The organism is Streptomyces thermocarboxydovorans (assembly GCF_039524635.1).
In the GTDB taxonomy this organism is placed as follows: Bacteria; Actinomycetota; Actinomycetes; order Streptomycetales; family Streptomycetaceae; genus Streptomyces; species Streptomyces thermocarboxydovorans.
On the sequence record NZ_BAAAGU010000036.1, the window covers coordinates 46,975 to 71,552 of the forward strand.

General features: G+C 72.5%; 24 protein-coding genes and 1 tRNA gene. 17 read left to right on the forward strand and 8 right to left on the reverse strand.

From position 1 onward, the window contains the following. Nucleotides 1-85: 85 nt before the first annotated feature. Nucleotides 86-700, reverse strand: coding sequence for a 5-formyltetrahydrofolate cyclo-ligase (locus ABD198_RS18060; RefSeq protein WP_344002562.1), 615 nt, complete (start codon nt 698-700; stop codon nt 86-88). A gap of 92 nt (nt 701-792) precedes the next feature. Here ABD198_RS18060 and galU point away from each other — a divergent pair, with 92 nt between their 5' ends. The 7 genes from galU to ABD198_RS18095 all read left to right on the forward strand — a co-directional run bounded on the left by galU (nt 793) and on the right by ABD198_RS18095 (nt 6,314). Continuing rightward, on the forward strand, nt 793-1,704 hold the full coding sequence (gene galU, locus ABD198_RS18065) for a UTP--glucose-1-phosphate uridylyltransferase GalU (protein WP_344002565.1): 912 nt from the start codon (nt 793-795) through the stop codon (nt 1,702-1,704). After that, nucleotides 1,701-3,023 carry a molybdotransferase-like divisome protein Glp gene (gene glp / locus ABD198_RS18070; protein WP_344002568.1) on the forward strand — a complete coding sequence of 441 codons (1,323 nt, stop codon included), beginning with the start codon at nt 1,701-1,703 and terminating at the stop codon, nt 3,021-3,023. Before galU ends, glp begins: the two co-directional genes overlap by 4 nt. A gap of 85 nt (nt 3,024-3,108) precedes the next feature. Continuing rightward, nucleotides 3,109-3,633: a cyclic pyranopterin monophosphate synthase MoaC gene (gene moaC, locus ABD198_RS18075; protein ID WP_344002571.1), complete on the forward strand. Its 525-nt coding sequence runs from the start codon at nt 3,109-3,111 to the stop codon at nt 3,631-3,633. Beyond that, nucleotides 3,630-4,136, forward strand: a complete 507-nt coding sequence (locus ABD198_RS18080) for a MogA/MoaB family molybdenum cofactor biosynthesis protein (protein WP_344002573.1) — start codon at nt 3,630-3,632, stop codon at nt 4,134-4,136. Before moaC ends, ABD198_RS18080 begins: the two co-directional genes overlap by 4 nt. Nucleotides 4,137-4,153: 17 nt before the next feature. Then, nucleotides 4,154-4,789 carry a GNAT family N-acetyltransferase gene (locus ABD198_RS18085; RefSeq protein ID WP_344002575.1) on the forward strand — a complete coding sequence of 212 codons (636 nt, stop codon included), beginning with the start codon at nt 4,154-4,156 and terminating at the stop codon, nt 4,787-4,789. Nucleotides 4,790-4,961: 172 nt separating this feature from the next. Then, a complete protein-coding gene (gene sepX / locus ABD198_RS18090) occupies nt 4,962-6,170 on the forward strand; it encodes a divisome protein SepX/GlpR (protein WP_344002577.1) in 1,209 nt (402 codons plus the stop codon). Between the two features lie 70 nt (nt 6,171-6,240). Beyond that, a tRNA-Ala gene (locus ABD198_RS18095) sits at nt 6,241-6,314 on the forward strand. Nucleotides 6,315-6,391: 77 nt separating this feature from the next. On the opposite strand, the gene ABD198_RS18100 is transcribed toward ABD198_RS18095, so the two are convergent. Beyond that, a complete protein-coding gene (locus ABD198_RS18100) occupies nt 6,392-6,688 on the reverse strand; it encodes a GYD domain-containing protein (RefSeq protein WP_344002580.1) in 297 nt (98 codons plus the stop codon). A gap of 241 nt (nt 6,689-6,929) precedes the next feature. Continuing rightward, entirely contained in the window at nt 6,930-7,421 is a 492-nt protein-coding gene (locus tag ABD198_RS18105) for a GNAT family N-acetyltransferase (RefSeq protein ID WP_344002583.1), read from the reverse strand. Between the two features lie 69 nt (nt 7,422-7,490). Here ABD198_RS18105 and ABD198_RS18110 point away from each other — a divergent pair, with 69 nt between their 5' ends. Further along, a complete protein-coding gene (locus tag ABD198_RS18110) occupies nt 7,491-8,294 on the forward strand; it encodes an exodeoxyribonuclease III (protein ID WP_344002585.1) in 804 nt (267 codons plus the stop codon). Between the two features lie 84 nt (nt 8,295-8,378). Here the strand turns inward: ABD198_RS18110 and ABD198_RS18115 are convergent, their stop codons facing one another. Continuing rightward, nucleotides 8,379-9,044: a MerR family transcriptional regulator gene (locus tag ABD198_RS18115; RefSeq protein WP_344002649.1), complete on the reverse strand. Its 666-nt coding sequence runs from the start codon at nt 9,042-9,044 to the stop codon at nt 8,379-8,381. 177 nt (nt 9,045-9,221) lie between these two features. Between ABD198_RS18115 and ABD198_RS18120 the strand changes: the two genes are divergently transcribed. The 4 genes from ABD198_RS18120 (at nt 9,222) to ABD198_RS18135 (ending at nt 12,843) form a co-directional block, all read left to right on the forward strand. Then, nucleotides 9,222-10,757, forward strand: a complete 1,536-nt coding sequence (locus tag ABD198_RS18120) for a flavin-containing monooxygenase (RefSeq protein WP_344002588.1) — start codon at nt 9,222-9,224, stop codon at nt 10,755-10,757. Then, on the forward strand, nt 10,754-11,683 hold the full coding sequence (locus tag ABD198_RS18125) for an alpha/beta fold hydrolase (protein ID WP_344002591.1): 930 nt from the start codon (nt 10,754-10,756) through the stop codon (nt 11,681-11,683). Before ABD198_RS18120 ends, ABD198_RS18125 begins: the two co-directional genes overlap by 4 nt. After that, nucleotides 11,680-12,582 carry an SDR family oxidoreductase gene (locus tag ABD198_RS18130; protein ID WP_344002594.1) on the forward strand — a complete coding sequence of 301 codons (903 nt, stop codon included), beginning with the start codon at nt 11,680-11,682 and terminating at the stop codon, nt 12,580-12,582. The genes ABD198_RS18125 and ABD198_RS18130 overlap by 4 nt, the downstream gene beginning before the upstream one ends. A gap of 75 nt (nt 12,583-12,657) precedes the next feature. Beyond that, nucleotides 12,658-12,843, forward strand: coding sequence for a hypothetical protein (locus ABD198_RS18135; protein WP_344002597.1), 186 nt, complete (start codon nt 12,658-12,660; stop codon nt 12,841-12,843). Nucleotides 12,844-13,007: 164 nt separating this feature from the next. On the opposite strand, the gene ABD198_RS18140 is transcribed toward ABD198_RS18135, so the two are convergent. Further along, nucleotides 13,008-16,316, reverse strand: coding sequence for a S41 family peptidase (locus ABD198_RS18140; RefSeq protein ID WP_344002600.1), 3,309 nt, complete (start codon nt 16,314-16,316; stop codon nt 13,008-13,010). A gap of 198 nt (nt 16,317-16,514) precedes the next feature. On the opposite strand from ABD198_RS18140, the gene ABD198_RS18145 reads away from it, so the two are divergent. The 5 genes from ABD198_RS18145 to ABD198_RS18165 all read left to right on the forward strand — a co-directional run bounded on the left by ABD198_RS18145 (nt 16,515) and on the right by ABD198_RS18165 (nt 21,438). Then, nucleotides 16,515-17,114: a TetR/AcrR family transcriptional regulator gene (locus ABD198_RS18145; RefSeq protein WP_344002651.1), complete on the forward strand. Its 600-nt coding sequence runs from the start codon at nt 16,515-16,517 to the stop codon at nt 17,112-17,114. Nucleotides 17,115-17,231: 117 nt separating this feature from the next. Then, complete coding sequence (locus tag ABD198_RS18150; protein WP_344002603.1) at nt 17,232-19,490, forward strand: MMPL family transporter; 2,259 nt, start codon at nt 17,232-17,234, stop codon at nt 19,488-19,490. Nucleotides 19,491-19,727: 237 nt separating this feature from the next. Beyond that, a complete protein-coding gene (locus ABD198_RS18155) occupies nt 19,728-20,237 on the forward strand; it encodes a YbaK/EbsC family protein (protein WP_344002606.1) in 510 nt (169 codons plus the stop codon). Further along, on the forward strand, nt 20,234-21,070 hold the full coding sequence (locus ABD198_RS18160) for an EamA family transporter (protein WP_344002609.1): 837 nt from the start codon (nt 20,234-20,236) through the stop codon (nt 21,068-21,070). The genes ABD198_RS18155 and ABD198_RS18160 overlap by 4 nt, the downstream gene beginning before the upstream one ends. 92 nt (nt 21,071-21,162) lie before the next feature. After that, a complete protein-coding gene (locus ABD198_RS18165) occupies nt 21,163-21,438 on the forward strand; it encodes a DUF1876 domain-containing protein (protein ID WP_344002612.1) in 276 nt (91 codons plus the stop codon). Nucleotides 21,439-21,528: 90 nt separating this feature from the next. Here ABD198_RS18165 and ABD198_RS18170 read toward each other — a convergent pair whose 3' ends face one another. The 3 genes from ABD198_RS18170 to cbiQ all read right to left on the reverse strand — a co-directional run bounded on the left by ABD198_RS18170 (nt 21,529) and on the right by cbiQ (nt 24,577). Next, complete coding sequence (locus ABD198_RS18170; protein ID WP_344002654.1) at nt 21,529-22,698, reverse strand: serine hydrolase domain-containing protein; 1,170 nt, start codon at nt 22,696-22,698, stop codon at nt 21,529-21,531. Between the two features lie 341 nt (nt 22,699-23,039). Continuing rightward, on the reverse strand, nt 23,040-23,828 hold the full coding sequence (locus tag ABD198_RS18175) for an energy-coupling factor ABC transporter ATP-binding protein (RefSeq protein WP_344002614.1): 789 nt from the start codon (nt 23,826-23,828) through the stop codon (nt 23,040-23,042). Next, nucleotides 23,816-24,577, reverse strand: a complete 762-nt coding sequence (gene cbiQ, locus ABD198_RS18180) for a cobalt ECF transporter T component CbiQ (RefSeq protein ID WP_344002616.1) — start codon at nt 24,575-24,577, stop codon at nt 23,816-23,818. Before cbiQ ends, ABD198_RS18175 begins: the two co-directional genes overlap by 13 nt. Between the last annotated feature and the right edge of the window lies 1 nt (nt 24,578).

Below are 24,578 nucleotides of genomic sequence, written 5' to 3' on the forward strand. Positions count from 1 at the left end.
TTCCGGACTTCCGAAGGGCCCCTTCCTCATGTCCGGGGCCATCTCCTCGTGCAGGCCCCGGAATCCTCGTGCATGCCCCGGGAGGTCAGCCGAACCTGCGCACCCCCGACGGCGTCACCGCCGCGTGCACCGGCCGGTCGTGCGGCTCCCCGGGCACGTGCTCGACGACCTCCGCGTCGTACAGCAGCACCATCAGCGACGGACGCGCGCCCGCGCGCTCCAGGCGGGCCAGGACCCGGTCGTAGGAGCCGCCGCCGCGGCCCAGCCGCATCCCGCGCCGGTCGACGGCGAGGCCCGGCAGCAGCACCACGTCCGCCTTCAGGATCGCGTCCGGGCCGAGCGGCGCCCCGCCCGGCTCGAAGAGGTGCATCCTGCCGCCGTGCCTGACGGAGGCGAGGGAGTCCTCGCCCGTGTAGAGGCCCCAGTCCAGGTCGTTGTCCGGGAGCAGCGCGGGCAGCAGCACCCGGACACCTCGCTCGTGCAGCGCGTCCAGCAGCGCACGGGTGCCGGGCTCGCTCCCCACCGAGACGTACGCGGCCACCGTGCGCGCCTGCGCCAGTTCGGGCAGGGCGAGCGCCTGCTCGGCCAGCGCGGCCGCCGCAACCCGCACGTCATCCGCGGTCAAGGCGCGCCTCGCCTCGGCGATGTGCCGCCGCAACGCGCGCTTGTCAGCCTCGTCCGAGCCCTTGTTCTGTCTCAAGATTGTCCTCGTACTGTCTCAATATGCTCATATGAGCGGGAAGTAACCGGAGCGACAGATTCCCAGTTATCGCACCGGATATGGTGTCCGGCATGAGTCAGTCGCACCCTCGGATCAGCAAGGCTGTCATTCCCGCAGCAGGCCTTGGGACCCGGTTCCTGCCCGCCACCAAGGCCACCCCGAAGGAAATGCTGCCGGTCGTCGACAAGCCGGCGATCCAGTATGTGGTCGAAGAGGCCGTCGCCGCGGGTCTCGACGACGTCCTCATGGTCACCGGACGCAACAAGCGCCCCCTGGAGGACCACTTCGACCGCAACTATGAACTGGAGTCCGCCCTCGAGAAGAAGGGCGACGCCGAACGCCTCGCCAAGGTCCAGGAGTCCAGCGACCTCGCGACCATGCACTACGTCCGCCAGGGCGACCCCAAGGGTCTCGGCCACGCCGTGCTGTGCGCCGCGCCGCACGTGGGTGACGAGCCCTTCGCGGTGCTCCTCGGCGACGACCTGATCGACCCGCGCGACCCGCTGCTGAAGCGGATGATCGAGGTGCAGGCGCAGTACGGCGGCAGCGTCATCGCCCTGACGGAGGTGGCCCCGGAGCAGATTCACCTCTATGGCTGCGCCGCCGTCGAGACCACCGAGGACGCCGACGTGGTCCGCGTGGGCGGCCTCGTGGAGAAGCCCGAGCCGGTCGACGCCCCGTCCAACCTGGCCGTCATCGGCCGTTACGTGCTCGACCCCGCCGTCTTCGGGATACTGCGCGAGACCGAGCCCGGCCGCGGCGGCGAGATCCAGCTCACCGACGCGCTGCAGAAGCTCGCCGCCGACGAGAGCATCGGCGGCCCGGTGCACGGCGTCGTCTTCAAGGGCCGCCGCTATGACACCGGCGACCGAGGCGACTACCTCCGTGCCATTGTCCGACTCGCGTGCGAACGTGAAGACCTGGGCCCGGACTTCCGGACCTGGCTCCGCCGTTACGTCACCGAGGAGATGCAGCGAAGTTGAGCACCGCCGCGCCCCGCACCGCAGGCCCGGACCACCTCTGGACGGTGGACGAGCACCTGGACGACATCCTCAGCACCGTCCGCCCGCTCGAACCCATCGAACTCAACCTCCTCGACGCACAGGGCTGCGTCCTGGTGGAGGACATCACAGTCCCGGTGTCCCTGCCCCCCTTCGACAACAGCTCGATGGACGGGTACGCGGTGCGCGTCGCGGACGTCGCGGGCGCCAGCGAGGCCTACCCGGCGGCCCTGGAGGTCGTCGGGGACGTCGCGGCCGGCCAGTCCGAGCTGCTGCACGTGGGCCCCGGCCAGGCCGCCCGCATCATGACCGGCGCCCCGCTGCCGCCCGGCGCGGAGACCGTCGTCCCCGTGGAGTGGACCGACGGCGGCCTCGGTGAGGGCCCCGTCACCGGCATGCGCGCCCGCAGCCTCGCCCCCGAGGCGGCCGGCGGCCAGGTGCTGGTCTACCGCCCGGCCGGGGCGGGCGCCCACGTCCGCGCGCAGGGCAGCGACGTGAAGGCCGGGGACCGCGCGCTCGAGGCCGGCACCGTGCTCGGCCCGCCGCAGATCTCCCTGCTCGCCGCCATCGGCCGTGGCACCGTCCGGGTACGGCCCCGCCCGCGCGTGGTGGTCATGTCCACCGGCAGCGAACTCGTCCAGCCCGACGAGGAACTGCGGCCGGGTCAGATCTACGACTCCAACAGCTACGCCCTGACCGCCGCCGCCCGTGACGCCGGCGCCATCGCCTACCGGGTGGGAGCGGTCGCCGACGACGCCGACACCCTGCGCGACGCCATCGAGGACCAGCTGGTCCGCGCCGACCTGATGGTCACCACCGGCGGGGTCAGCGTCGGCGCGTACGACGTGGTCAAGGAGGCCCTGTCCTACGCCGGGGACGAGGACGAGCCGGGCAGCGGCGTGGAGTTCCGCAGGCTCGCCATGCAGCCCGGCAAGCCCCAGGGCTTCGGCTCCATCGGCCCCGACCACACCCCGTTGCTGGCCCTCCCCGGCAACCCGGTCTCCTCCTACGTCTCCTTCGAGCTGTTCGTCCGGCCCGCCATCCGCACCCTCATGGGCCTGCCCGACGTGCACCGGCCCCGGACCCGGGCCACCCTCACCGCCGACGAGCCGCTCACCTCCCCCAAGGGCCGCCGCCAGTTCCTGCGCGGCCGCTACGCCGACGGGAAGGTGACCCCGGTGGGCGGCGCCGGATCCCATCTGGTGGCCGCGCTCGCCCGGGCGAACGCGCTGATCGTCGTCCCCGAGGACACCGAGTCCGTCGCGCCCGGCACGGACGTCGAGGTGGTCCTGCTGGGCTGACCGGCTCCGACGCGCGGTACCGTGTCGCGCACAGCAGGCCCGCGCGCTGGACCGCGCCGGGCCCGGACCGGGAGCACCGAGCAGCATGACTGTGCCATCCCGGGGGGAGACCCCCGGCACCGCCGAGCAGGAGACCGAGCGGCAGCGCCTGACCCACATCGACGAGGCGGGCGCGGCCCGCATGGTCGACGTGTCCGGCAAGGACGTCACCGCGCGCACCGCCCGCGCCACCGGCCGCGTTCTCGTCTCGCCCCGCGTGATCGAGCTGCTGCGCGGCGAGGGCGTGCCCAAGGGCGACGCGCTGGCCACCGCGCGGATCGCGGGGATCATGGGCGCCAAGCGCACCCCCGATCTGATCCCGCTGTGCCACCCCCTGTCGCTGTCCGGTGTGAAACTGGACCTCGAGGTCGCGGACGACGCGGTGGAGATCGCGGCCACCGTGAAGACCACGGACCGCACGGGCGTCGAGATGGAGGCGCTCACCGCGGTCTCGGTCGCCGCGCTCACCGTGATCGACATGGTCAAGGCGGTCGACAAGGAGGCGGTCATCACGGACGTGCGGGTCGAGGAGAAGACGGGCGGCAAGTCGGGCGACTGGAGCAGGGCATGAGCTATCGCGCGCTGGTGGTCACCGCCTCCAACCGCGCCGCGGCCGGGGTCTACGAGGACCGGGGCGGGCCGCTGATCGCCGAGGGCCTGAAGCGGCTCGGCTTCGAGGTCGACGGCCCGCAGATCGTGCCGGACGGCGACCCGGTGGAGGCCGCGCTGCGCGCGGGCGCCGACGCCGGGTACGACGTCATCGTCACCACCGGCGGCACCGGCATCTCGCCCACCGACCGCACCCCGGAGGCCACCCGCCGGGTGATCGACCGCGAGGTCCCCGGCATCGCGGAGGCCATCCGGGCGCACGGCCGGGACAAGGTGCCGACGGCGGCGCTGTCCCGGGGGCTGGCCGGGGTCGCGGGCAGCACGCTGATCGTGAACCTGCCCGGCTCCAGCGGCGGCGTCAGGGACGGCCTGGCCGTCCTGGAGCCCCTGCTGCGGCACGCCGTCGACCAGCTGCGCGGCGGTGACCACCCCGGACCCGCCGCGGACAGCGGGGGTGCGACCTGAACCGGCCCTTCTGGCCCGTGGAGCTGGTGGACGGCGACATCGTCCTCCGGCCGATAAGGCTGCGCGACCAGCGGGCCTGGCGCGAGGTCAACCGGCGCAACCGCGACTGGCTGCGGCCCTGGGAGGCGACCATCCCGCCGCCGACGCCCAACGGGCCGGTCGCCCACCGGCCGACCTACCGTCAGATGGTGCGCCATCTGCGGTCGGAGGCCAACGCGGGCCGGATGCTGCCGTTCGTGATCGAGTACCAGGGGCGGCTGGCCGGTCAGTTGACGGTCGCCGGGATCACCTGGGGGTCGATGTGCTCGGGGCACATAGGCTACTGGGTGGACGAGGCGGTGGCCGGGCGCGGGGTGATGCCGACGGCGGTGGCGCTCGCTGTGGACCACTGTTTCCGGACCGTCGGACTGCACCGGATCGAGGTCTGCATTCGCCCGGAGAACGGGCCCAGCCGACGGGTCGTGGAGAAACTCGGATTCCGCGAAGAGGGACTGCGGCCGCGATATCTGCACATCGACGGAGCATGGCGGGACCATCTCGTCTTCGCCCTCACCGCGGAGGAAGTGCCCGAGGGGCTGCTCAACCGCTGGCACCGGTCGCGGGCCCGCGACGAGCGGCGTGACCCGGGCGTCCGCCACCAACCCGGAAATTGAATAAACGTTCGAAATTGATCGGATGGCGACCGAGTGAAGGCGGAGAATTCCCGTCCCGGATGGTCCGCTGATCGCATGCGTCACAAGAAACGTTCGAAATATCAGCCAGATCGTGCGACACACCGGCGGAATTGGCAGATGGCGTCATGCAAACCCCTCTACCGTGTGAGGTGTGAGCAGCAGCGGCCTCATCTACGCAGTCATCGTCGGGGCCTGGGCCGCCTACTTGGTGCCGATGTGGCTCCGTAGGCAGGACGAGCTCAACGAGGCTCGTCCGACGGAACGCTTCAGCACCGCCATCCGACTGCTGTCCGGACGGGCGGGCATGGAGCGCCGGTACGCCAAGGACCTGCGGGCGCGCTCCGCCGACGAGGCGGAGTACGACGCCCACGACCCGGACGCGGTCACCGACTCGGTGGACGTCCGGGCCTTCGCCGTGTCCCAGACCCGACCCGAGGAACCCGTCCCGGAGCCCGCCCCCGAGCCCCTGGCCGACCCCGAGGAACCCACCGTGCGGGTCCCGGCGGCCCGGCAGGAACCGCCGGCCGAGCGGGCCGAGAGAGCCGACCGCGCCGTGCGGGCGGCCCAGCGCGCCCAGAAGGCCCGCTCGGCGGAGGCCGCCGCGGCGCGGGCCCGGCGCTCCAAGGTGCTCGCGCGCCGCCGGCGCACCACCACGCTGCTCTTCCTCGCCTTCACCCTGGGCGCGATCGTCGCGGCCGTCGGAGGGCTCGCCTTCCTGTGGGCGCCGGGCGTGCCCGCCGTGCTGCTCAGCGCGTACATCGCCTACCTCCGCTCCCAGGAGCGGCGCCGCTTCGCCTACCAGATGGACCGCAGGCAGGCCGAGGCCGCCGCCCAGCGCCTGCACGACCGCCGCCGCCGGCCCCACACCCGCCCCGCGGCCGAGGAGACCGAATCCGCCGAGCCGCAGGACGGCCCGCCCTCCGGCTCCGCCCCGGACCCCGGTCTGTCCGCCCTCGCCGCCGACCGCCGCGCCCTGGTCGAGCAGACCGACCACGCCGAGTGGGTCGACCAGCAGCGCGAGCGCCGGCGGCCTCCCGGCCAGGGCGACAGCTGGGACCCCGTCCCGGTGCCGCTGCCGACGTACGTGACGGCGCCGGTCGCCCCGCGCGCCACCAGCGACGTGGACCTGGGCGCACCGGACATCTGGAGCTCCGCCCGCTCCAGCGCGGTCGCACCGGATGAGGCGCCGGCCGCCGAGCCCACCGTGCCGGAGCCGGCCGAGCCCGCCGACCGGCAGGACGCCGACCCGCGCAGCGACGTCCGCCGCGCCGCCTCGGCCCGCCGCGCCCGCGAGCGCGGACGCACCCCGCTCTTCGACCAGTACGAGGACGCGGAGCACCGCCGGGCCGCCAACGAGTAGCCCGCCGCCCACCTCGAACAACGGATTTTTGAGCACCCCGGCGGGGATGCTAAAGTTTCACTCGTTGCAAGGGCCTGTGGCGCAGTCCGGTAGCGCACCTCGTTCGCATCGAGGGGGCCAGGGGTTCAAATCCCCTCAGGTCCACGCACATCGGAACCCCGGTTGGTGATCACCAGCCGGGGTTCCGTCATGTCGTACAGCAGCGAAGTACAGCGTGATCGTCAGCCGGCCGCCTTGTCGATGATGCGCTCCATTTCCTCTCGGCCGAAGGCCCGCAGCGTCGTCGAACGCACGTTGCCCACACCACCGAGCTGCAGGAGTGCCGCCGTGGCAGTTTCGTCGTCAGGCGCCTCGACGATGGCCACGACGTCGTACGGACCGACGGTCCAGTAGATACTCAGGAGCTTCGCCCCGAGCTTCTGTACCGCTGAACCGAAGGTCTCGGCGCGCTTCGCGGTGTCCTTGTAGTTTCGGATACCTTGATCGGTCCAGCTCAGCAAGGTGACGTACGTCGGCATATTCTTTCACCTTCACGAGATGACTCTTCCTGAGGTTCAAGCCTGGACACCTGGGCTGGAACGTGCACGAGGTGCGCACCCGAACGAGCAGCGGGCCGCCAACGCCCCGTGACCTTTCGTGTTCGTCATGAGTCGAGGCCGGTCATGTCCAGCACCTTGGCCTTGTCCGGGGGACGTACGTCCAGGGGCTTGTCGAAGGCGCTGAAGGACGTGATGGGTGAGGGCGTGGTGGAGGCAGGTGCTACGGGCGGGGCCGCTGGAGCGGCTTGGCGAAGCAGCGGCTTTCCTTGTGGAAGCGGTAGTAGCCGAAGGGCTCGCAGGGCTCGTAGCCGCTGGAGGTGTAGAGGGCGATGGCCTCGGGCTGCTTGGTGCCGGTCTCCAGGACCATGCGGACCCGGCCGGCCGCGCGGGCGTCCTCCTCCAGGGCGGCCAGGATGCGGCGGGCCAGGCCGCGGCCGCGCATCTGCTCGATGACGTACATCCGCTTCAGCTCGGCGTCGCCGTCGCGGTTGCCCTCGTCGTTGGCGTCCCGGGCGCGCCAGCCGCCGGAGGCGACCGGGGTGCCGTTCTCGTCGTAGGCGAGCAGGTAGATGCCGTTCGGGGGCGTGAAGTCCGCGGGGTCCAGGGGCGTGGCGTCGCCGCCGTCGCCGTAACGGATGTGGTACTCGGCCTGAACCTCGTCGTTCAGCTTGACGGCGTCGGGGTGGTCGAAGGGGACCCGGCGGATGTCCATACTGAGTACCGTAAATCAATCCAGGAGGTGGGGGGCGGGACCCGTCCAGTGTGCCGGTATCGTGCCGGGGTGTTCACTGTGACCTCCGTCAATGTCAACGGGCTGCGGGCCGCCGCCAGGAAGGGCTTCGTGGAGTGGCTGGCCGCGACCGACGCCGATGTGCTGTGCCTGCAGGAGGTGCGTGCGGAGCCGGAGCAGCTGCCCGGCACGGTGCGCGCGCCCGAGGGCTGGCATGTCGTGCATGCGCCGTCCGCCGCGAAGGGGCGGGCCGGGGTGTCGCTGTACAGCCGGCGGGAGCCGGACCGGGTGCGGGTCGGGTTCGGGTCGGCCGAGTTCGACGGCAGCGGACGGTACGTGGAGATGGACCTGCCGGGTGTGACCGTCGCCTCGCTGTATCTGCCCTCCGGTGAGGTGGGGACCGAGCGGCAGGACGAGAAGATGCGGTTCCTCGGGGAGTTCCTCGCGCATCTCAAGGAGCTGCGCGAGCGGGCCGCGGCTGGCGGGCGCGAGGTGCTGGTCTGCGGGGACTGGAACATCGCCCATCAGAAGGCCGACCTGAAGAACTGGCGGGGGAACACCAAGAACTCCGGCTTCCTGCCGGAGGAGCGGGAGTGGCTGTCGCGGGTGTTCGACGCGGCCGACGGCGGCTATGTCGATGTCGTGCGGGCGCTGCATCCGGACGTGGACGGGCCGTACACCTGGTGGTCCTACCGGGGGCGGGCTTTTGACAACGACACGGGGTGGAGGATCGACTACCACGCCGCCACGCCGGGGCTCGCGGGGCGTGCGGTGAAGGCGTATGTGGAGCGGGCGGCCTCGCATGCCGAGCGCTGGTCGGACCATGCACCGGTGACCGTCGTCTACGACCGTTGAGACGCGTTCGACCGTTGTGGCGCGTTCGCCGTTGAGACGCGTTCGACCGTTGTGGCGCAGTCGACCGTTGAGGCGTGGGCGCGATCAGGCCTCGTCCGCCTCGGGCTTGTCGTCCCGCCCGTCGGCGGTCTCGTGCTTCTTGCGCAGCCGGCGGTCCATGGCGAGGGAGAGTTCCGCGTCCACCACGCTGCGGGCCAGGGGGCGCAGGCGGTGCAGGGCCTCCTCGGCGGCGTGACGCAGGATCAGGTCGGCGAAGAGGTCGGCGAGGGCGTCGGCGTGGGTGCGGACCTCCTTGCCGGCGCGCAGCACCTCCGCGAGCGGGATGCCCTCGCGGACCAGGGCGGTGGAGACGTCCAGCAGGCGGCGGCTGATGTGGACGATCTGGTGGCCGTCGGTGCCGAGGTAGCCGAGGTCCATCGCCGCGGCCAGGTTCTCCGGGGTGTCCTCGCCGGCGAAGCGGTCGGCCAGCTCCTCGGGGGTGAGGCGTACCGGGGTCTCGTCGGTGGGCGGCTCCATGCCGAGCAGCTCGCCGACGTCCCGGCCGTGGTCGAAGGCCTCGGCCAGCTCGGCTATGCCGTTGAGGGTGTGGCCGCGCTCCAGCAGGGCGGTGATGGTGCGCAGCCGGGCCAGGTGGCGGTCGTCGTACCAGGCGATCCGGCCCTCGCGGCGGGGCGGCGGGATGAGCTTGCGTTCCCGGTAGAAGCGCAGGGTCCGCACGCTGATGCCGGCCAGCCGCGCCAGCTCGTCCATGCGGTACTCGCGCCGTTCACCGGATGCCTTCTCGCCCTCTGCCACGTCAGAAGCCTATGGCGTACCGCCGGTAACTTTCCTCGCCGACCCCCTACCCATGAGTAGGCGGCTGCTCTACTCTCCCCATCGTGCCAGTGTTCACTGGCAGGGTTCTGAGCGATGCGTGGAGGCTTCGGGATGGCCGAGCACGAACACGAGCATGTACGGGTCGCGGTGGTCGGGTCCGGGTTCGGCGGGCTGGGCGCCGCCGTCCGGCTGCGGCGCGAGGGGATCACCGACTTCGTCGTCCTGGAGCGGGCGAGCAGCGTGGGCGGGACATGGCGGGACAACAGCTACCCCGGCTGTGCCTGCGACGTGCCCTCGCACCTGTACTCCTTCTCCTTCGCGCCCAACCCCGACTGGCCCCGCTCCTTCTCCGGGCAGGAGCACATCCGCGCCTACCTGGAGCGGGTCACCGACACCTTCGGGCTGCGCCCCCACATCCGCTTCGACTCGGAGGTGAAGCGGATGGTGTGGGACACCGAGCGGCTGCGGTGGGACATCGAGACCAGCAGCGGCAGCCTGAGCGCCGACGTCGTCGTCTCCGCCACCGGCCCGCTCTCCGACCCCAAGATCCCGGACATTCCGGGGCTCGACACCTTCCCCGGCAAGGTCTTCCACTCCGCCCGCTGGGACCACGACTACGACCTGCGCGGCAAGCGGGTCGCCATGATCGGCACCGGCGCCTCCGCCATCCAGATCGTGCCGTCCATCCAGCCGGAGGTCTCCCGCCTCACCCTCTTCCAGCGCACCCCGGCCTGGGTCCTGCCGCGCGTCGACCGGACCATCAGCGCCGCCGAACGCGCCCTGCACCGCGCCCTGCCCTTCACCACCCAGCTGCGCCGTGGACTGCTGTGGGGCGTACGCGAGTTGCAGGTCCAGGCGTTCACCAAGCACCCGGGTGAGCTGGGCCTGGTGGAGGCGCTGGCCAAGCGCAACATGGCCCGCGCCATCAAGGACCCCGAGCTGCGCGCCAAGCTCACTCCGGACTACCGCATCGGCTGCAAGCGCATCCTGCTGTCCAGCACCTACTATCCGGCGCTCGCCCAGCCCAATGTCGACGTCGTCGCCAGCGGCCTGAGCGAGGTGCGCGGCTCGACGGTGGTGGCGGCCGACGGCACCGAGGCCGAGGTCGACGCGATCATCTTCGGCACCGGCTTCCATGTGACCGACATGCCCATCGCCGAGCGGGTCGTCGGCGCCGAGGGCAAGACCCTCGCCGAGGCCTGGGCGGACGGGATGGAGGCGCTGCGCGGAGCCTCCGCCGCCGGCTTCCCCAACTGGATGACGATCATCGGGCCCAACACCGGCCTCGGGAACTCCTCCATGATCCTGATGATCGAGTCCCAGCTGAACTACATGGCCGACTACCTCCGCCAGCTGGACGTCCTCGGCGGCCGCGCCGCCCTCGACGCCCGCCCCAGCGCCGTGCGCGCCTGGAACCACCGCGTCCAGCAGCGCATGAAGCGCACCGTGTGGAACACCGGCGGCTGCACCAGCTGGTACCTCGACGCCAACGGGCGCAACACCACCATCTGGCCCGGCACCACCTACGAGTTCCGGCGCGAGACCCGGCGGGTGGACCTCGCCGAGTACGCCGTCCTGCGCCCGCCCGCCAAGGACGAGCCGGCTGCCCCGCAGGAGACCGCGGAGAACGCCGAGGTGAGCGCATGAGCCGGCTGACCCACGTCACCTCGGGGCCCTACGCCCCGCCGCCCGCCGCCCGTGAGCTGACCGCCCTCTCCGCCGACGGCGCCCGGCTGCACGTCGAGGTGCACGGCCCCGACGACGCGCCCGCCGTCGTCCTCGCGCACGGCTGGACCTGCTCCACCGCCTTCTGGGCGGCCCAGATCCGCGAACTCGCCGCCGACCACCGGGTCATCGCCTACGACCAGCGCGGCCACGGCCGCAGCCCGGCGAGCTCCGTGTGCACCGAGCAGGCCCTCGCCGACGACCTGGAGGCGGTGCTGGCCGCCGCCCTCGCGCCCGGCGAACGGGCCGTGATCGCCGGGCACTCCATGGGCGGCATGGCCATCATGGCGGCCTCCGCCCGGCCCAAGGTCCGCGAGCACGCGGCGGCCGTGCTGCTGTGCAGCACCGGCGCCTCCCGGCTGGTCGCCGAGTCGACGGTGCTGCCGCTGCGTCCGGGCCGGGTGCGCACCTGGCTGACCCGGCGCGTCCTCGGGGCGCGCGCCCCGCTCGGCCCGGTCACGCCCGTCTCCCGACGGATCCTCAAGTACGGGACCATGGGCCCCGGTTCGGCCCCGGAGATGGTGGACGCCTGCGCCCGCATCGTGCACGCCTGCCCCACCCGCGTCCGGTACGCCTGGTCGCGGCTGTTCGAGCCGCTCGATCTGGAGGCCGCCGTCGCCGAGTTGAGGGCGCCGACCGAGGTCGTCGCCGGCTCGGCGGACCGGCTCACCCCGCCCGTGCACGCCCGGACCATCGCCGCCGCGCTGCCGAAGTGCCTGGGACTCACCGAGCTGCCCGGGATCGGCCACATGACGCCGGTCGAGGCGCCCGACCTGGTCACCGGGAAGATCCGCGCCCTGGTCGCCGAACACATCGTCAACTCCGTACCCGCCGAGGAGAGTGCATGAGCAGGGTCAGTCTCGAAGGACAGGTCGCCGTCGTCACCGGAGCGGCCCGCGGCGTGGGCGAGCTGCTGGCCCGCAAGCTCTCCGCGCGCGGGGTGAAGGTGGCGCTGGTCGGGCTGGAGCCGGACGCGCTCAAGCAGGTCTCCGAGCGGCTGCACAGCGAGAGCGACCACTGGTACGCCGATGTCACCGACGCCGAGGCGATGGCCCGGGTCGCCGGTGAGGTCAAGAACCGCTTCGGCAAAGTCGACATCGTGGTCGCCAACGCCGGTGTGGCGACCGGGGGTCCGTTCATCGACTCCGACCCGGAGGCCTGGCGCCGGGTCATCGAGGTCAATCTGATCGGATCCGCGGTCACCGCCCGCGCGTTCCTGCCGCTGCTGGTGGAGTCCCGCGGCTATCTGCTGCAGATAGCCTCGCTCGCCGCGATCACCCCGGCGCCCATGATGACCGCGTACTGCGCCTCCAAGTCCGGTGTGGAGGCGTACGCGCACAGCCTGCGCGCCGAGGTGGGGTACCGGGGCGTGAAGGTGGGCGTCGGCTATCTGTCGTGGACCGACACCGACATGGTGCGCGGGGCCGATCAGGACGCCGTGATGCGGGAGTTGAGGCAGCGGCTGCCGTGGCCGTCGAACAAGACCTACCCCCTGGGGCCCGCCGTCGACCGGATCGTGGCCGGCATCGAGCGCCGGTCCGCCCATGTGTACGGGCAGTGGTGGCTGCGCGGCATGCAGGGCATCCGCGGCTGTCTGCCCGCGCTCATCGGGACCGTGGGGCAGCGGGAGATGCGGCGCTTCGCGGACCGGCTCGACGGCATGCGGATCGGACTGGTCGGCGCGGGCGGCAGCGCCGATGAGCAGCACCGGGCGTCGACTGCGGCGTCGACTACGGTGCGTAAGTGATCGACATGCGCAGGGTCATCGCCCGTGTGAATCTGATCGAGCCAGATTCCCTCACCCCCACGGGAGTGAACCCACATGGGCATGAAGGACCAGTTCCAGGAGAAGGCCGAGCAGCGCAAGGAGCAGGCGAAGCAGCGGGCTCAGCAGGGTCAGCAGCGCCAGCCGGGCCGGGAGCAGCAGCCTGGTCGCCGCCGCGACGAGGACATGGAGCCGCAGCGGCGGGAGCAGGAGGAGCGGGTCGACCGGGACTATGAGGTGTAGTTCTCGGCCTCGGCCGTGAGAGCGGGGTGCCCTGTGTTCGACGGGGCGCCCCGCTTTCGTGCTGTGTCCGATCGCCGTGGAGGTTCGGGTCGTGGGTGTGTGCGGGTGGGTGGTGGCTGGGCGCGCAGTCCCGGCGCCCCTAAGCAACTTGCGCTGCCGTTTCTTCAAGAGCGGGGCGGGAGTCTGGGCCTTGAGCGGTCGGGGACGTTGGAGTAGTCGGGGGGTGTGGCCGGGGGGTTGGTCTCCAGGAGGTCCAGGGCCAGGCGTACCGCGTCGTCGAGCTGGGCGTAGCGGCCCTCGGCCCAGTCCAGGGGGGTGCGCAGGGCCTCCAGGTCGGGGGTGACGCCCTTGTTCTCGACGGACCAGCCGTAGGCGTCGAACCAGGCCGCGTTCATCGGGACCGTGATCACCGTGCCGTCGCCGAGGCGGTGGCGGCCGGTCATGCCGACCACGCCGCCCCAGGTGCGCTGGCCCACCACCGGGCCCAGCTTGAGCAGCTTGAACGCCGCGGTGATCATGTCGCCGTCCGAGCTGGTCGCCTCGTCCGCCAGGGCCACCACCGGGCCGCGCGGGGCGTTGGAGGCGTACGACACCGGCTGGGCGTTGCGGGTGAGGTCCCAGCCGAGGATGGTGCGGGTCAGCTTCTCGATGACCAGCTCGCTGATGTGGCCGCCCGCGTTGCCGCGCACGTCGACGATGAGGGCCGGGCGGGACACCTCCATGCGCAGGTCGCGGGTGAACTGGGCCCAGCCGGAGCCGCCCATGTCGGGGATGTGCAGATAGCCGCACCGGCCGCCGCTCAACTCCCGTACCACCTCGCGGCGTTTGGCCACCCAGTCCTGGTAGCGCAGGGGGCGTTCGTCGATGAGGGGGACGACGGCGACCCGGCGGGGCGGGCCCTCGGCGGCGGGGCGGCCGGGCTCGGGTGCCGGGCGGAAGGTCAGCTCGACCGTGGTGCCGCCGGCGCCCGCGAGCAGCGGGTAGGGGCCGGTGACCGGATCGACGGGGCGGCCGTCGACATGGGTGAGGACCGCGCCGTCGCGGATGCCGGTGCCGGCCAGCGGGGAGCGGGCCCGGGAGTCGGAGGACTCGCCGGGCAGGATCCGCTTGACCGTCCAGCCGCCGTCGCGGCGCACGAAGTTGGCGCCGAGCAGGCCCTGCGGGCGGCGGTAGTGCGGGGGCCCCTCGTTGCGGCGGGCGGGGGTGACATAGGCGTGGGAGGTGCCGAGTTCGCCGAGGACCTCGCGCAGCAGGTCGGCGAACTCGTCGGGGGAGGCGACGCGTTCGACCAGCGGCCGGTACTGGTCCAGCACCCCGTCCCAGTCGATTCCGCACATGCCGGGGTCCCAGAAGTAGGCGCGGATCAGCCGGCCGGCCTCCTCGTAGGCGCCGCGCCACTCGGCGGGCGGGTCGGCCTCGTGCAGGATGCGCCGCAGGTCGATCCAGACGGTGGAGTCGCTGTCGCCGGCCTCGGTCGCGGGCACCGCGCGCAGATCGCCCTCGTCGGCCACGACCAGCCGGGTGCCGTCACCGCTCACCGCGAACACATCGAGGTGCTGCACCAGTTCGGACTTCTTCGCCTTGGTGATGTTGAAGTACTCCAGCGTCGGCCGCTCGCTGGTGTCGTCCGGGTTGGCGAAGGTCTCGCCGAGCGCGCCGGAGATGGGCCAGCGCAGCCACACCAGTCCGCCGCCCGCCACCGGCTGCAGCGCCGAGTACTTGGAGGCGGCGACCGGGAACGGGGTCACCCTGCTCTCCAGTCCCTCCACCTCGACGGTGACGGTGCGGCCCTCCTCGCCCTCGTCCGTCTCCACCGGGTCCATGCCCCCGGCGGCCGGGCGGCCCTCGGGGTTCAGCGCGAACGGGGACGGCGTCGCGGACGACAGCGGCACCAGGTAGGGGCGGCAGCCCAGCGGGAAGGAGAGATCGCCGGTGTGCACGTCGTACACCGGGTCGAAGCCGCGCCAGGAGAGGAAGGCGAGGTAACGGCCGTCGCGGGTGAAGACCGGGTTCTCGTCCTCGAAGCGGCCGTCGGTGACGTCGACGACGAAACGGTCCTTGATGCGGGCGAGTCTGATCTGCCGCAGCGAGCGGCCGATGCCGGGGTGCGACCAGGCGACCCAGGAGCCGTCCGGTGAGAACGCCAGGTCCCGCACCGGGCCGTTGACGGAGCGGATCAGCTCGGTGACCCCGTCCGAGGGTCCGGTGCCTGACTCCTCGTCACCGGCCGTCCCGCCCGAGGGGGCCTCCTCGCCGACGTCGACCAGCAGCAGCCGCCCGTCGTGCGAGGCGACCGCCAGCCGCTCGCCCTCGGGGTCGGACACCAGCTCCAGCACCCGGCCCAGCCGGCCCGCGGCCAGCCGCCGGGGTGCTCGCTGGCCGCTGGCGCGCGGCAGGGAGGCGATCTCGATGGCGTCCTCGCCCGCGGCGTCCGTCACATACGCCACCCGCCCGGTCGCGCCGAGCATCTCCGGCAGCCGCACGCGTACGCCGGGGACGTCGACCAGGGTGCGGGCGGGGCCGTCGCGGTGGGTGAGCCAGTACAGGCTGCCGCGGACCACGACGGCGCTGGCCCGGCCGGTCTCGTCCACCGAGAAGCCGTCCAGGTTCCGGGCGGCGGGCACCTGGTAGCGGCGCCGTCCGGCGCGCGGTCCGCTCAGCCGCACCTCCAGCTTGCGCGGCACCGAGTCGGGCGACAGGTCGTCCACGATCCACAGGTCGCCGGCGCACTGGTAGACCACCCGGCGGCCGTCGGTGGAGGCGGCGCGGGCGTAGAAGGCGTCGTGGTCGGTGTGGCGGCGCAGGTCGGAGCCGTCGTAGGCGCAGGAGTAGAGGTTGCCGACGCCCTCGTGGTCGGAGAGGAAGGCGATCCGGCCGCCGGCGAACATCGGCGACTCCAGATGCCCGCCGATGTCCTGAAGGAGCCGGTGCCCGTGCAGCCAGAGCCTGCCCATCGCGCCGCCGCGGTAGCGCTTCCAGGAGGCGGGCTCGTGCGGCGGGGTGCCGGTGAGCAGCAGGGTCTTGCGCTCGCCGTCGATGTCGGCGACCTGGATGTCGGACACCGGTCCCCAGGGCAGCTTGCGGCCGGGGCTGCCGCCGCAGGCCAGCTTGTAGGCCCAGGTGAAGTAGGAGAAGGGCTCGCCGTGCGAGGTGACGGCGAGGATCTCGGCGTGGCCGTCGTCGTCGGGGGGAGCCCAGCCGCGGACCTGGGTGTCGGCGGTGCCCCAGTAGGTCAGCCGGCGGCCCGGTCCGCCGTCCACCGGGACCAGATGGACCTCGGGGTCGAGGCTGCGCCAGCTGGTGTACGCGATGTGCCGGCCGTCGGGGGAGAAGCGGGGCGGGCCGAGCTTGGTGCGGTCGACGGTGAGCCGCCAGGCCCGGCCGGGGCCCTCGAGCGGGGCGAGCCAGAGGTCGTCCTCGGCCACGAAGCACAGCAGGTCGTCGTGGAGATGCGGCAGGCGCAGATAGCTCACCTCCCCATGCTTTTCCGGGCCCGAGGCCTGGGCAACTCGGGTGCGCGTGACCCAGGACACGTACGAAACGGTTTCGTTCTCTTAAGGGGCGGGGGTAGGGTATCGTCGTGGTGTACGAAACCGTGTCGTTCTCCAAGGGCTCCGAGGGCATCTTGCGGGGGCGGCGCGGAGACGAGCCGGAGCAGAGAGGTGAGCGGGATGACGGACGGCGGCACGGCGCGTCGCAGCCGGATCACCCCCGAGCGCGAGGCCGAGCTGTACCGGGCGGTGCTCGACCTGCTCCGCGAGGTCGGCTACGACGCCCTCACCATGGACGCCGTGGCCGCCCGCACCCGCTCCAGCAAGGCCACCCTCTACCGCCAGTGGGGCGGCAAGGCCGAGCTGGTGGTGAAGGCGATGCGCAGCCAGAAGCCCGGCGGCATCGCGGACATCGACACCGGATCGCTGCCGGGCGACCTGCACGCGATCGTGGACCGCGAGGACGACTGCGTCATGGAGCGCAACGCCGCCCTGATGCGGGCGCTGGCCATGGCGGCCCACACCAACTCCGATCTGCGCAAGGCCTTCAAGGAACTGCTGGTGGAACCGGAGATGGAGGAGCTGCAGCGGATCATCCGGCGGGCGGTCGACCGGGGCGAGATCCGCCCCGACAACCCCGCGCTGGACTACCTGGTCCACATGCTCGTCGGCGCGTTCGCCACCCGCTCCCTGATCGACGATCTGCCGCCCACCAGGGAGTTCCTCGCCTCGTACATCGACGCCGTGGTCCTCCCCGCCCTCGGCGTCCCCACGCACTGACCCCTCACTGACCGTCCCCGAGTCAGCCACCCCAAGGCACCTGACGCACCGCTCATGTCGTCGGGCCGATCGACCCTGCCCAGAAGAACCCACGACCTGACCGGGAGTTGAGCCCTCGTGGCCACTTTCCTCTACCGACTCGGCCGCCTCGCCTTCCGGCGACGGCATGTCGTCGCCCTGTTCTGGGTGGCGCTGCTGACGCTCGCGGGCGTCGGCGCGGCAAGCGCCCCCGCCGCCGGCACCACCTCCTTCTCCATCCCCGGCACCGAGGCCCAGAAGGCCTTCGACCTGCTGGAGGAACGCTTCCCCGGCGCCAGCGCCGACGGGGCGACCGCCCGCGTCGTCTTCAAGGCGCCCGCCGGCGAGAAGATGACGGACGCCCAGCACAAGGCCGCCGTCACCGAGACCGTCGAGCAGCTCTCCGGCGGACCCGAGGTCGCCGCCGTCACCGACCCCTACCAGGGCGGCGGCGTCAGCCGGGACGGCACCATCGCCTACGCCTCGGTCACCTACAAGGTCTCCGGCATGGAGCTGGCGGACTCCTCCCGCGACGCCCTGAAGGACGCCGCCGAGGACGCCCGCGACTCCGGCCTGACCGTGGAGATCGGCGGCGACGCCCTGCAGACCGTGCCGCACACCGGCGCCGCCGAGATCATCGGCATAGGCATCGCCGCCGTCGTGCTGGTCATCACCTTCGGCTCGCTGCTCGCCGCCGGGCTGCCGCTGCTCACCGCGATCATCGGCGTCGGCATCGGCGTCGCGACCATCACCGCGCTGGCCGCCACCCTCGACCTCGGCTCCACCACCTCGACCCTGGCCACGATGATCGGCCTCGCCGTCGGCATCGACTACGCGCTGTTCATCGTCTCCCGCTACCGCGCGGAGCTGGCCGAGGGCCGCGACCGCGAGGAGGCCGCCGGACGCGCCACCGGCACCGCGGGCTCCGCCGTGGTCTTCGCCGGCCTCACCGTCGTCATCGCCCTGGTCGGCCTGGCCGTGGTCAACATCCCGATGCTGACCAAGATGGGCGTCGCCGCCGCCGGCACCGTCGCCATCGCCGTACTGATCGCCCTCACCCTCATTCCCGCGCTGCTCGGCTACGCCGGCCGCAAGGTCCGCCCCGCCGGCCAGAAGAGCAGGCTGCTCGGCGGCCGGAGGAAGGACCAGGGCGGGGAGCGGAAGACGAACGCCGGCGACGGGCAGCGTCCCAACATGGGCACCCGCTGGGCCCGCTTCGTCGTCCGCCGGCCCGTGGCCGTGCTGCTGCTCGGCGTCCTCGGCCTCGGCGCCGCGGCCGTCCCCGCGTCCTCCCTGGAGCTGGGCCTGCCCGACGACGGCTCCCAGCCGACGTCCACCACCCAGCGGCGCGCCTACGACCTGCTGTCCGAGGGCTTCGGGCCCGGCTTCAACGGCCCGCTGCTGGTCGTCGTCGACGCCGAGGACAGCGACGATGCGCGGGCCGCCTTCCAGCGGACCGGCGAGGAGGTCAAGGGCCTGGACAACGTGGTGACGGTGACCCCGGCCCAGCCCAACAAGGCCGGCGACACGGCCACCATCACCGTCATCCCGGACGCCAAGCCGTCCTCCGTGACCACAGAGAACCTGGTCCACGACATCCGGGACGCGGGGGCCGGCATCAAGGCCCGCACCGGCGCCGAGGTCCTGGTCACCGGCGCCACCGCGATGAACATCGACGTCTCGCAGAAGCTCAACGACGCGCTGGTGCCGTATCTGATCCTGGTCGTGGGACTGGCGTTCCTGCTGCTGATCGCGGTCTTCCGCTCGATCCTCGTTCCGCTGAAGGCGGCCCTCGGCTTCCTGCTGTCCGTGCTCGCGGCGCTGGGCGCGGTGGTCGCGGTCTTCCAGTGGGGCTGGCTGTCCGGCCTGATCGGCGTCGAGGAGACCGGCCCGGTGATGTCGATGATGCCGATCTTCATGGTCGGCGTGGTCTTCGGTCTCGCCATGGACTACGAGGTGTTCCTGGTGACCCGCATGCGGGAGGCCTACGTCCACGGCGAGCGGCCCGGCCAGGCCGTGGTGACCGGCTTCCGGCACGGCGCCCGGGTGGTGACGGCCGCGGCGGTCATCATGATCGCGGTCTTCTCCGGCTTCATCGGCTCCAGCGAGTCGATGGTCAAGATGATCGGCTTCGGCCTCGCGGTCGCCGTCTTCTTCGACGCGTTCATCGTCCGCATGGCGATCGTCCCGGCGGTGCTGGCGCTGCTCGGCCACAAGGCCTGGTGGCTGCCGAAGTGGCTGGACCGGGTCCTGCCCGACGTGGACGTCGAGGGCGAGGGCCTGCGCACCGGTGCCGACGCGGGCGACGCGCGGAAGGACGGCGACCCGGACGAGGACCGTGAACTGGTGCGGGTGTGACACCCCCCGTGAACCGGCGCGGCTGTGACACCCCCCGTGAACCGGCGCGGCTGTGACACCCCCCGTGAACCGGCGCGGTTGTGACACCCCGGTGTGACACCCGGCGGCGGAGGAACCAGCCGGTGAGGGCTCCGTGGGGACGGGACGCTCTCACCGGCTTCCTCGCGTCCAGGGGGCCGTGTCCACGGCGCGGAATCCCGTCGCATGCCCTCTACACCGACCGCTACGGTGCCCACCATGACGACGACACCCGACGCCGAGAGCAGCGGGGCCCACCCCCGGTTCGCCGAGGCCCTGCGCCGACTGGGCCTCACCGATGTGCGCGCGCAGGTCCGCCGCTTCCCGGACGGCACCCGCACCGCGGCCGAGGCCGCCGCCGCGATCGGCTGCGAGCTGAGCGAGATCTGCAAGTCGCTGATCTTCGCCGCGGACGGCGAGCCCGTGCTGGTGCTGATGGACGGGGCCTCCCGGGTCGACGTCGAGCTGCTCCGGCAGGAGCTGGGCGCCGAGCGGGTCACCCGGGCCAAGGCCGACGTCGTACGGGAGGCCACCGGATACGCCATCGGCGGCGTGCCCCCCTTCGGCCACCGGACCACCACCCGCGTCCTCGCCGACCGCTCCCTGCTCGACCACGACCTGGTCTGGGCCGCGGCCGGCACCCCGCACACCGTCTTCCCGATGGAACCCAAGGCGCTGATCGCCCACGCCGGCGCCACCCTGGCGGACGTGCGCGAGCGCTCCTCGTGACGCCCCTGGTCACCGCGGCGGTGCTGCTCGCCGCGGTCACCCACGCCGGCTGGAACGCGCTGGCCCACCGCATCTCCGACAAACTCGCCGGCTTCGCCCTGATCTCCGGCGGCGGCCTGCTCATCGGTCTGGCGCTCACCCCGTTCGTGCCGTTCCCGGCGGCCGGCGCCTGGCCCTACCTGCTGGGCTCGGCCGCGCTCCACACGGTCTACTACGCGCTGCTGATGCGCTCCTTCGAACTGGGCGACTTCGGGCAGGCCTATCCCATCGCCCGGGGCAGCGCACCCCTGGTCGTGGCGGTCCTCGCCGCCGTCTTCGCGCACGAGGTGCCCGGCACCTGGGCCGCCGCCGGGATCGCCGTGTCCTGCGCCGGACTCACCGGCGTCGCCCTGTGGGGACTGCGCGGACGCCGCCCCGACTGGGCGGCGATCACGGCCGCGCTCGCCACCGGGCTGAGCATCGCCGCGTACACGGTCGTCGACGGACTCGGCGTACGCGCCTCCGGCTCCTCCCTCGGCTACATCGCCTGGCTGATAACGGTCCAGGGCACGCTCATCCCCGCCTGCGTCCTGTGGCGCCGGCGCGGCGGCACCGCGGCCATGCTGCGCCCGCACCTCCGCCTCGGCCTGCTCGGCGCCGCCCTGTCCGTCGCCGCCTACGCCCTCGTCCTGTGGGCCCAGACCCGCGCCGCCCTCGCCCCGATCGCCGCGCTGTCCGTCATCGTCGGCGCCGCCATCGGCGCGGTGTTCTTCAAGGAGCGGTTCGGTGCGCCGCGCATCGCCGCGGCCGGGCTGATGGTGCTGGGGATCGGGCTGATGCTGCACGCCCGATAGCGCCGTCCGGGTGACCGGTGAGCCCGCCGCGGCGGGTGCGGAGGCGGGGCGCCGGGCGCACCCTGGAAGTAGCACTTCCGGAGGTGATCGTCATGAAGCACACCGCTGTGGGATGGCACGTGGAGCTGGAGTTCAGGGAGGACGACACGCACACCCGTGCCGTGGCGATGGTCCGCCTGCCCGACGGATCCGAGGTGCGGGCACACGGACACGCCACGCGGCACCACACGGACGCGAATCAGCCCAGGGTCGGGGAGGAGATCGCCGGGGCCCGGGCGCTCAACGAACTGGCGATGCAGCTGCTGACCAAGGCGCACCACGAGATCGACCAGGCATCGGGGCGGGTCTCCCACCCGATCCACGCCTGATACGGGACGTCAGACGCCGATACGGCAACTCGGACGCCTGATACGGACATCAGACGCCGATACGGCAACTCGGCCCCTGATGGGGGGACATCAGGAGCCGATCGCCGAGCGCACCGCCCGGACCAGCGCCTGGGCGCGGGGGTCCGCGGTCACCGTCTTGCGGAAGCCGTTGGTGACATAGCCGAAGGCGATGCCGGTCTCCGGGTCGGCGAAGCCGAGGGAGCCGCCGCGGCCGGGGTGGCCGAAGGAGCTCGGGGCCAGGAAGGGCGAGGCGCTGCCGTGCAGCATGTAGCCGAGGCCGAAACGGGTGCCGACCACCAGGACCCGGTCGGGGCCCGCCGACTCCTCGGCGCGGGCGAGGCCGACGGTGGCCGCGTCCAGCAGCCGTATGCCGTCGACCTCTCCGATGAGTGAGGCGTAGAAGCGGGCCAGCCCGTCCGCCGTGGCGATGCCGTTGGCGGCGGGCAGGGCCGCCGCGCGGAACGCCGGGTCGTTCTGGTCGGGGAACGGGGTGATCGCGGCGAAGGCCCGGCGGGTGAGGGATTCCGGGTCGGCATAGGCCTCGGTCACCGCGCGCTTGGGCCGGGCGCGGAGCACACCGGCGGGTTCCGGGCCGTCCACGGGTCCGACCCGTCCGACCCGGTGCGCCTGCTCGTCCGGCAGCCCGACCCACAGGTCGAGGCCCAGCGGCCCGGCGATCTTCCGGGCTGTCCACTCGCCGGAGCCCAGGCCGGTGACACGCCGGACCAGTTCGTCGATCAGCCAGCCGTAGGTGAGCGCGTGGTAGCCGTGGTCCGTGCCGGGCTCCCACACGGGCGGCTGGCCGGCCATCGCCTCGGCGGCCCGCTGCGGATCGGCGGCCTCCTCGGGGGTGAGCGGCCGGTCGAGCACGGGCAGCCCGGCGCGGTGGTTCAGCACGTGCCGGACCAGCACCTGCTCCTTGCCGTGGGCCTTGAACTCGGGCCAGTAGTGGCCGACCGGCGCGTCCAGGTCCAGCTCGCCGCGCTGGTGCAGCATCAGCAGGGCCGCCGCGGCCACGCCCTTGGTCGCCGAGCGGACCACCTGGGCGGTGTCCCGCCGCCACGGCTCGCCGCCGTCCTGCCCGTCGACGTCCTTGACGCCGGCCCACAGATCGACGACCCGGCGCCCTTCCCGGTAGACGGCGACCGCGGCGCCCCGCTCACCGAGCGCCTGGAAGTTCCGTGCGAAGGCCTCGCGAACGGGTTCAAATCCCTCGGCCACTGTGCCGTGCACGTCCACCACGTCCGTAGGCCCCTTCCGATGTGCTGCCGTTGGCGTCGCGTGCGCTGCGATCCGGCAGTCGCCTGTGACAGTGGATGCAACAGCCGCGGTTCGCCTGTGATTCCTTGGCCGGACCGGCCGCGCACGATCGTAATGCCGATGCGGCCGCCGCAGTCGCCGGAGTGTTGAGGCCCACATGCCTCCCGGGCTGTCCGGGCACGCGTGCCGCCGGGGCGTGCAGGCACACAGACCGCCGGGGCGTGCAGGCACACAGGCCGCCGGGGCGTTCAGGTCCACATGCCGCCGGGGCGTTCAGGCCCAGGGCGTTTTACGCGCACCCGGGTCGGGCGGCGCGTGGGTCAGGAGCGGGCCGAGGGCGCCCGCACCGAGCGCGGGTCGAAGCCGAACGGCAGCTCCAGGCGGTGGGCGCGCATCAGTTCGTCGTCGGAGAGCAGCTCCGCCGTCGGGCCGTCCGCCGCGATCGTGCCCTCGCTGAGGATCAGCGAGCGCGGGCACAGCTCCAGGGCGTAGGGCAGGTCGTGGGTGACCATCAGGACGGTGACGTCCAGGGAGCGCAGGATGTCCGCCAGCTCACGGCGGGAGGCCGGGTCCAGGTTGGACGATGGCTCGTCCAGGACCAGGATCTCCGGCTCCATCGCCAGCACCGTCGCCACCGCCACCCGGCGCCGCTGCCCGAAGGAGAGATGGTGCGGGGGGCGGTCCTTGAACTCCCGCATGCCGACCAGGCCGAGCGCCCGGTCCACCCGCTCCTCCAGCTCGGGCCCCTTCAACCCGCCCGCCGCCGGGCCGAACGCCACGTCCTCCCGCACCGTCGGCATGAACAGCTGGTCGTCCGGGTCCTGGAAGACGATGCCGACCCGGCGCCGGATCTCGGCCATGTGCCGCTTGTCCACGGGCAGTCCGGCCACCTTCACCGTGCCGGTGCCGCCGGTGAGGATGCCGTTGAGGTGCAGCACGAGGGTGGTCTTCCCGGCGCCGTTCGGGCCGAGCAGGGCGACCCGCTCACCTCGTGCGATGGAGAAGTCCACGCCGAACAGGGCCTGGTGGCCGTCGGGGTAGGCGAAGGCGAGCCCGGAGACCTCGAGGGACGGGGGCGCGGAGGTCGTATCGGCAGTCACAGCACCCATCCCAGCAGACAGACGACGAGGGCGGCAGCGGGGAGGACGAGTGCGTACGACCACTGCGCCCGGGAGGCGGTCACCTCGTCGATGACCGGCATCGAGCCGGAGTAGCCGCGGCTGACCATCGCCAGGTGCACCCGCTCGCCGCGCTCGTAGGAGCGGATGAACAGCGCGCCCGCCGACTTGGCCAGCACGCCCCAGTGGCGCACCCCGCGCGCCTCGAAGCCGCGGGACTCGCGGGCGATCCGCATGCGCCGCATCTCGTCGGTGATCACATCCCCGTAGCGGATCATGAAGCTGGCGATCTGCACCAGCAGCGGCGGCAGTTTCAGGCGCTGGAGGCCGAGCAGCAGCTCGCGCAGCTCGGTGGTGGCCGCGAGCAGCACCGAGGCGGCCACGCCCAGGGTGCCCTTGGCCAGCACGTTCCAGGCGCCCCACAGTCCCTCGACGCTCAGCGACAGCCCGAGCACCTCGGTCCGCTCGCCCTCGGCCACGAACGGCAGCAGCACCGCGAACGCGACGAACGGCACCTCGATCAGCAGCCGTTTCAGCAGGAAGCCGGGCGGGACGCGGGCGGCGTACGCGACCAGGGCGAGCAGCCCGGCGTACACCGCGAAGGCCCACATCGCCTCACGCGGGGTCGACACCACGACCAGCACGAAGGCGAGGACCGCGGTGATCTTGGTGTGCGGCGGCAGCCGGTGCACGGGGGAGTTCCCGTGCCGGTACAGCCGGTGGGCGTGCCCGGCGCCCATG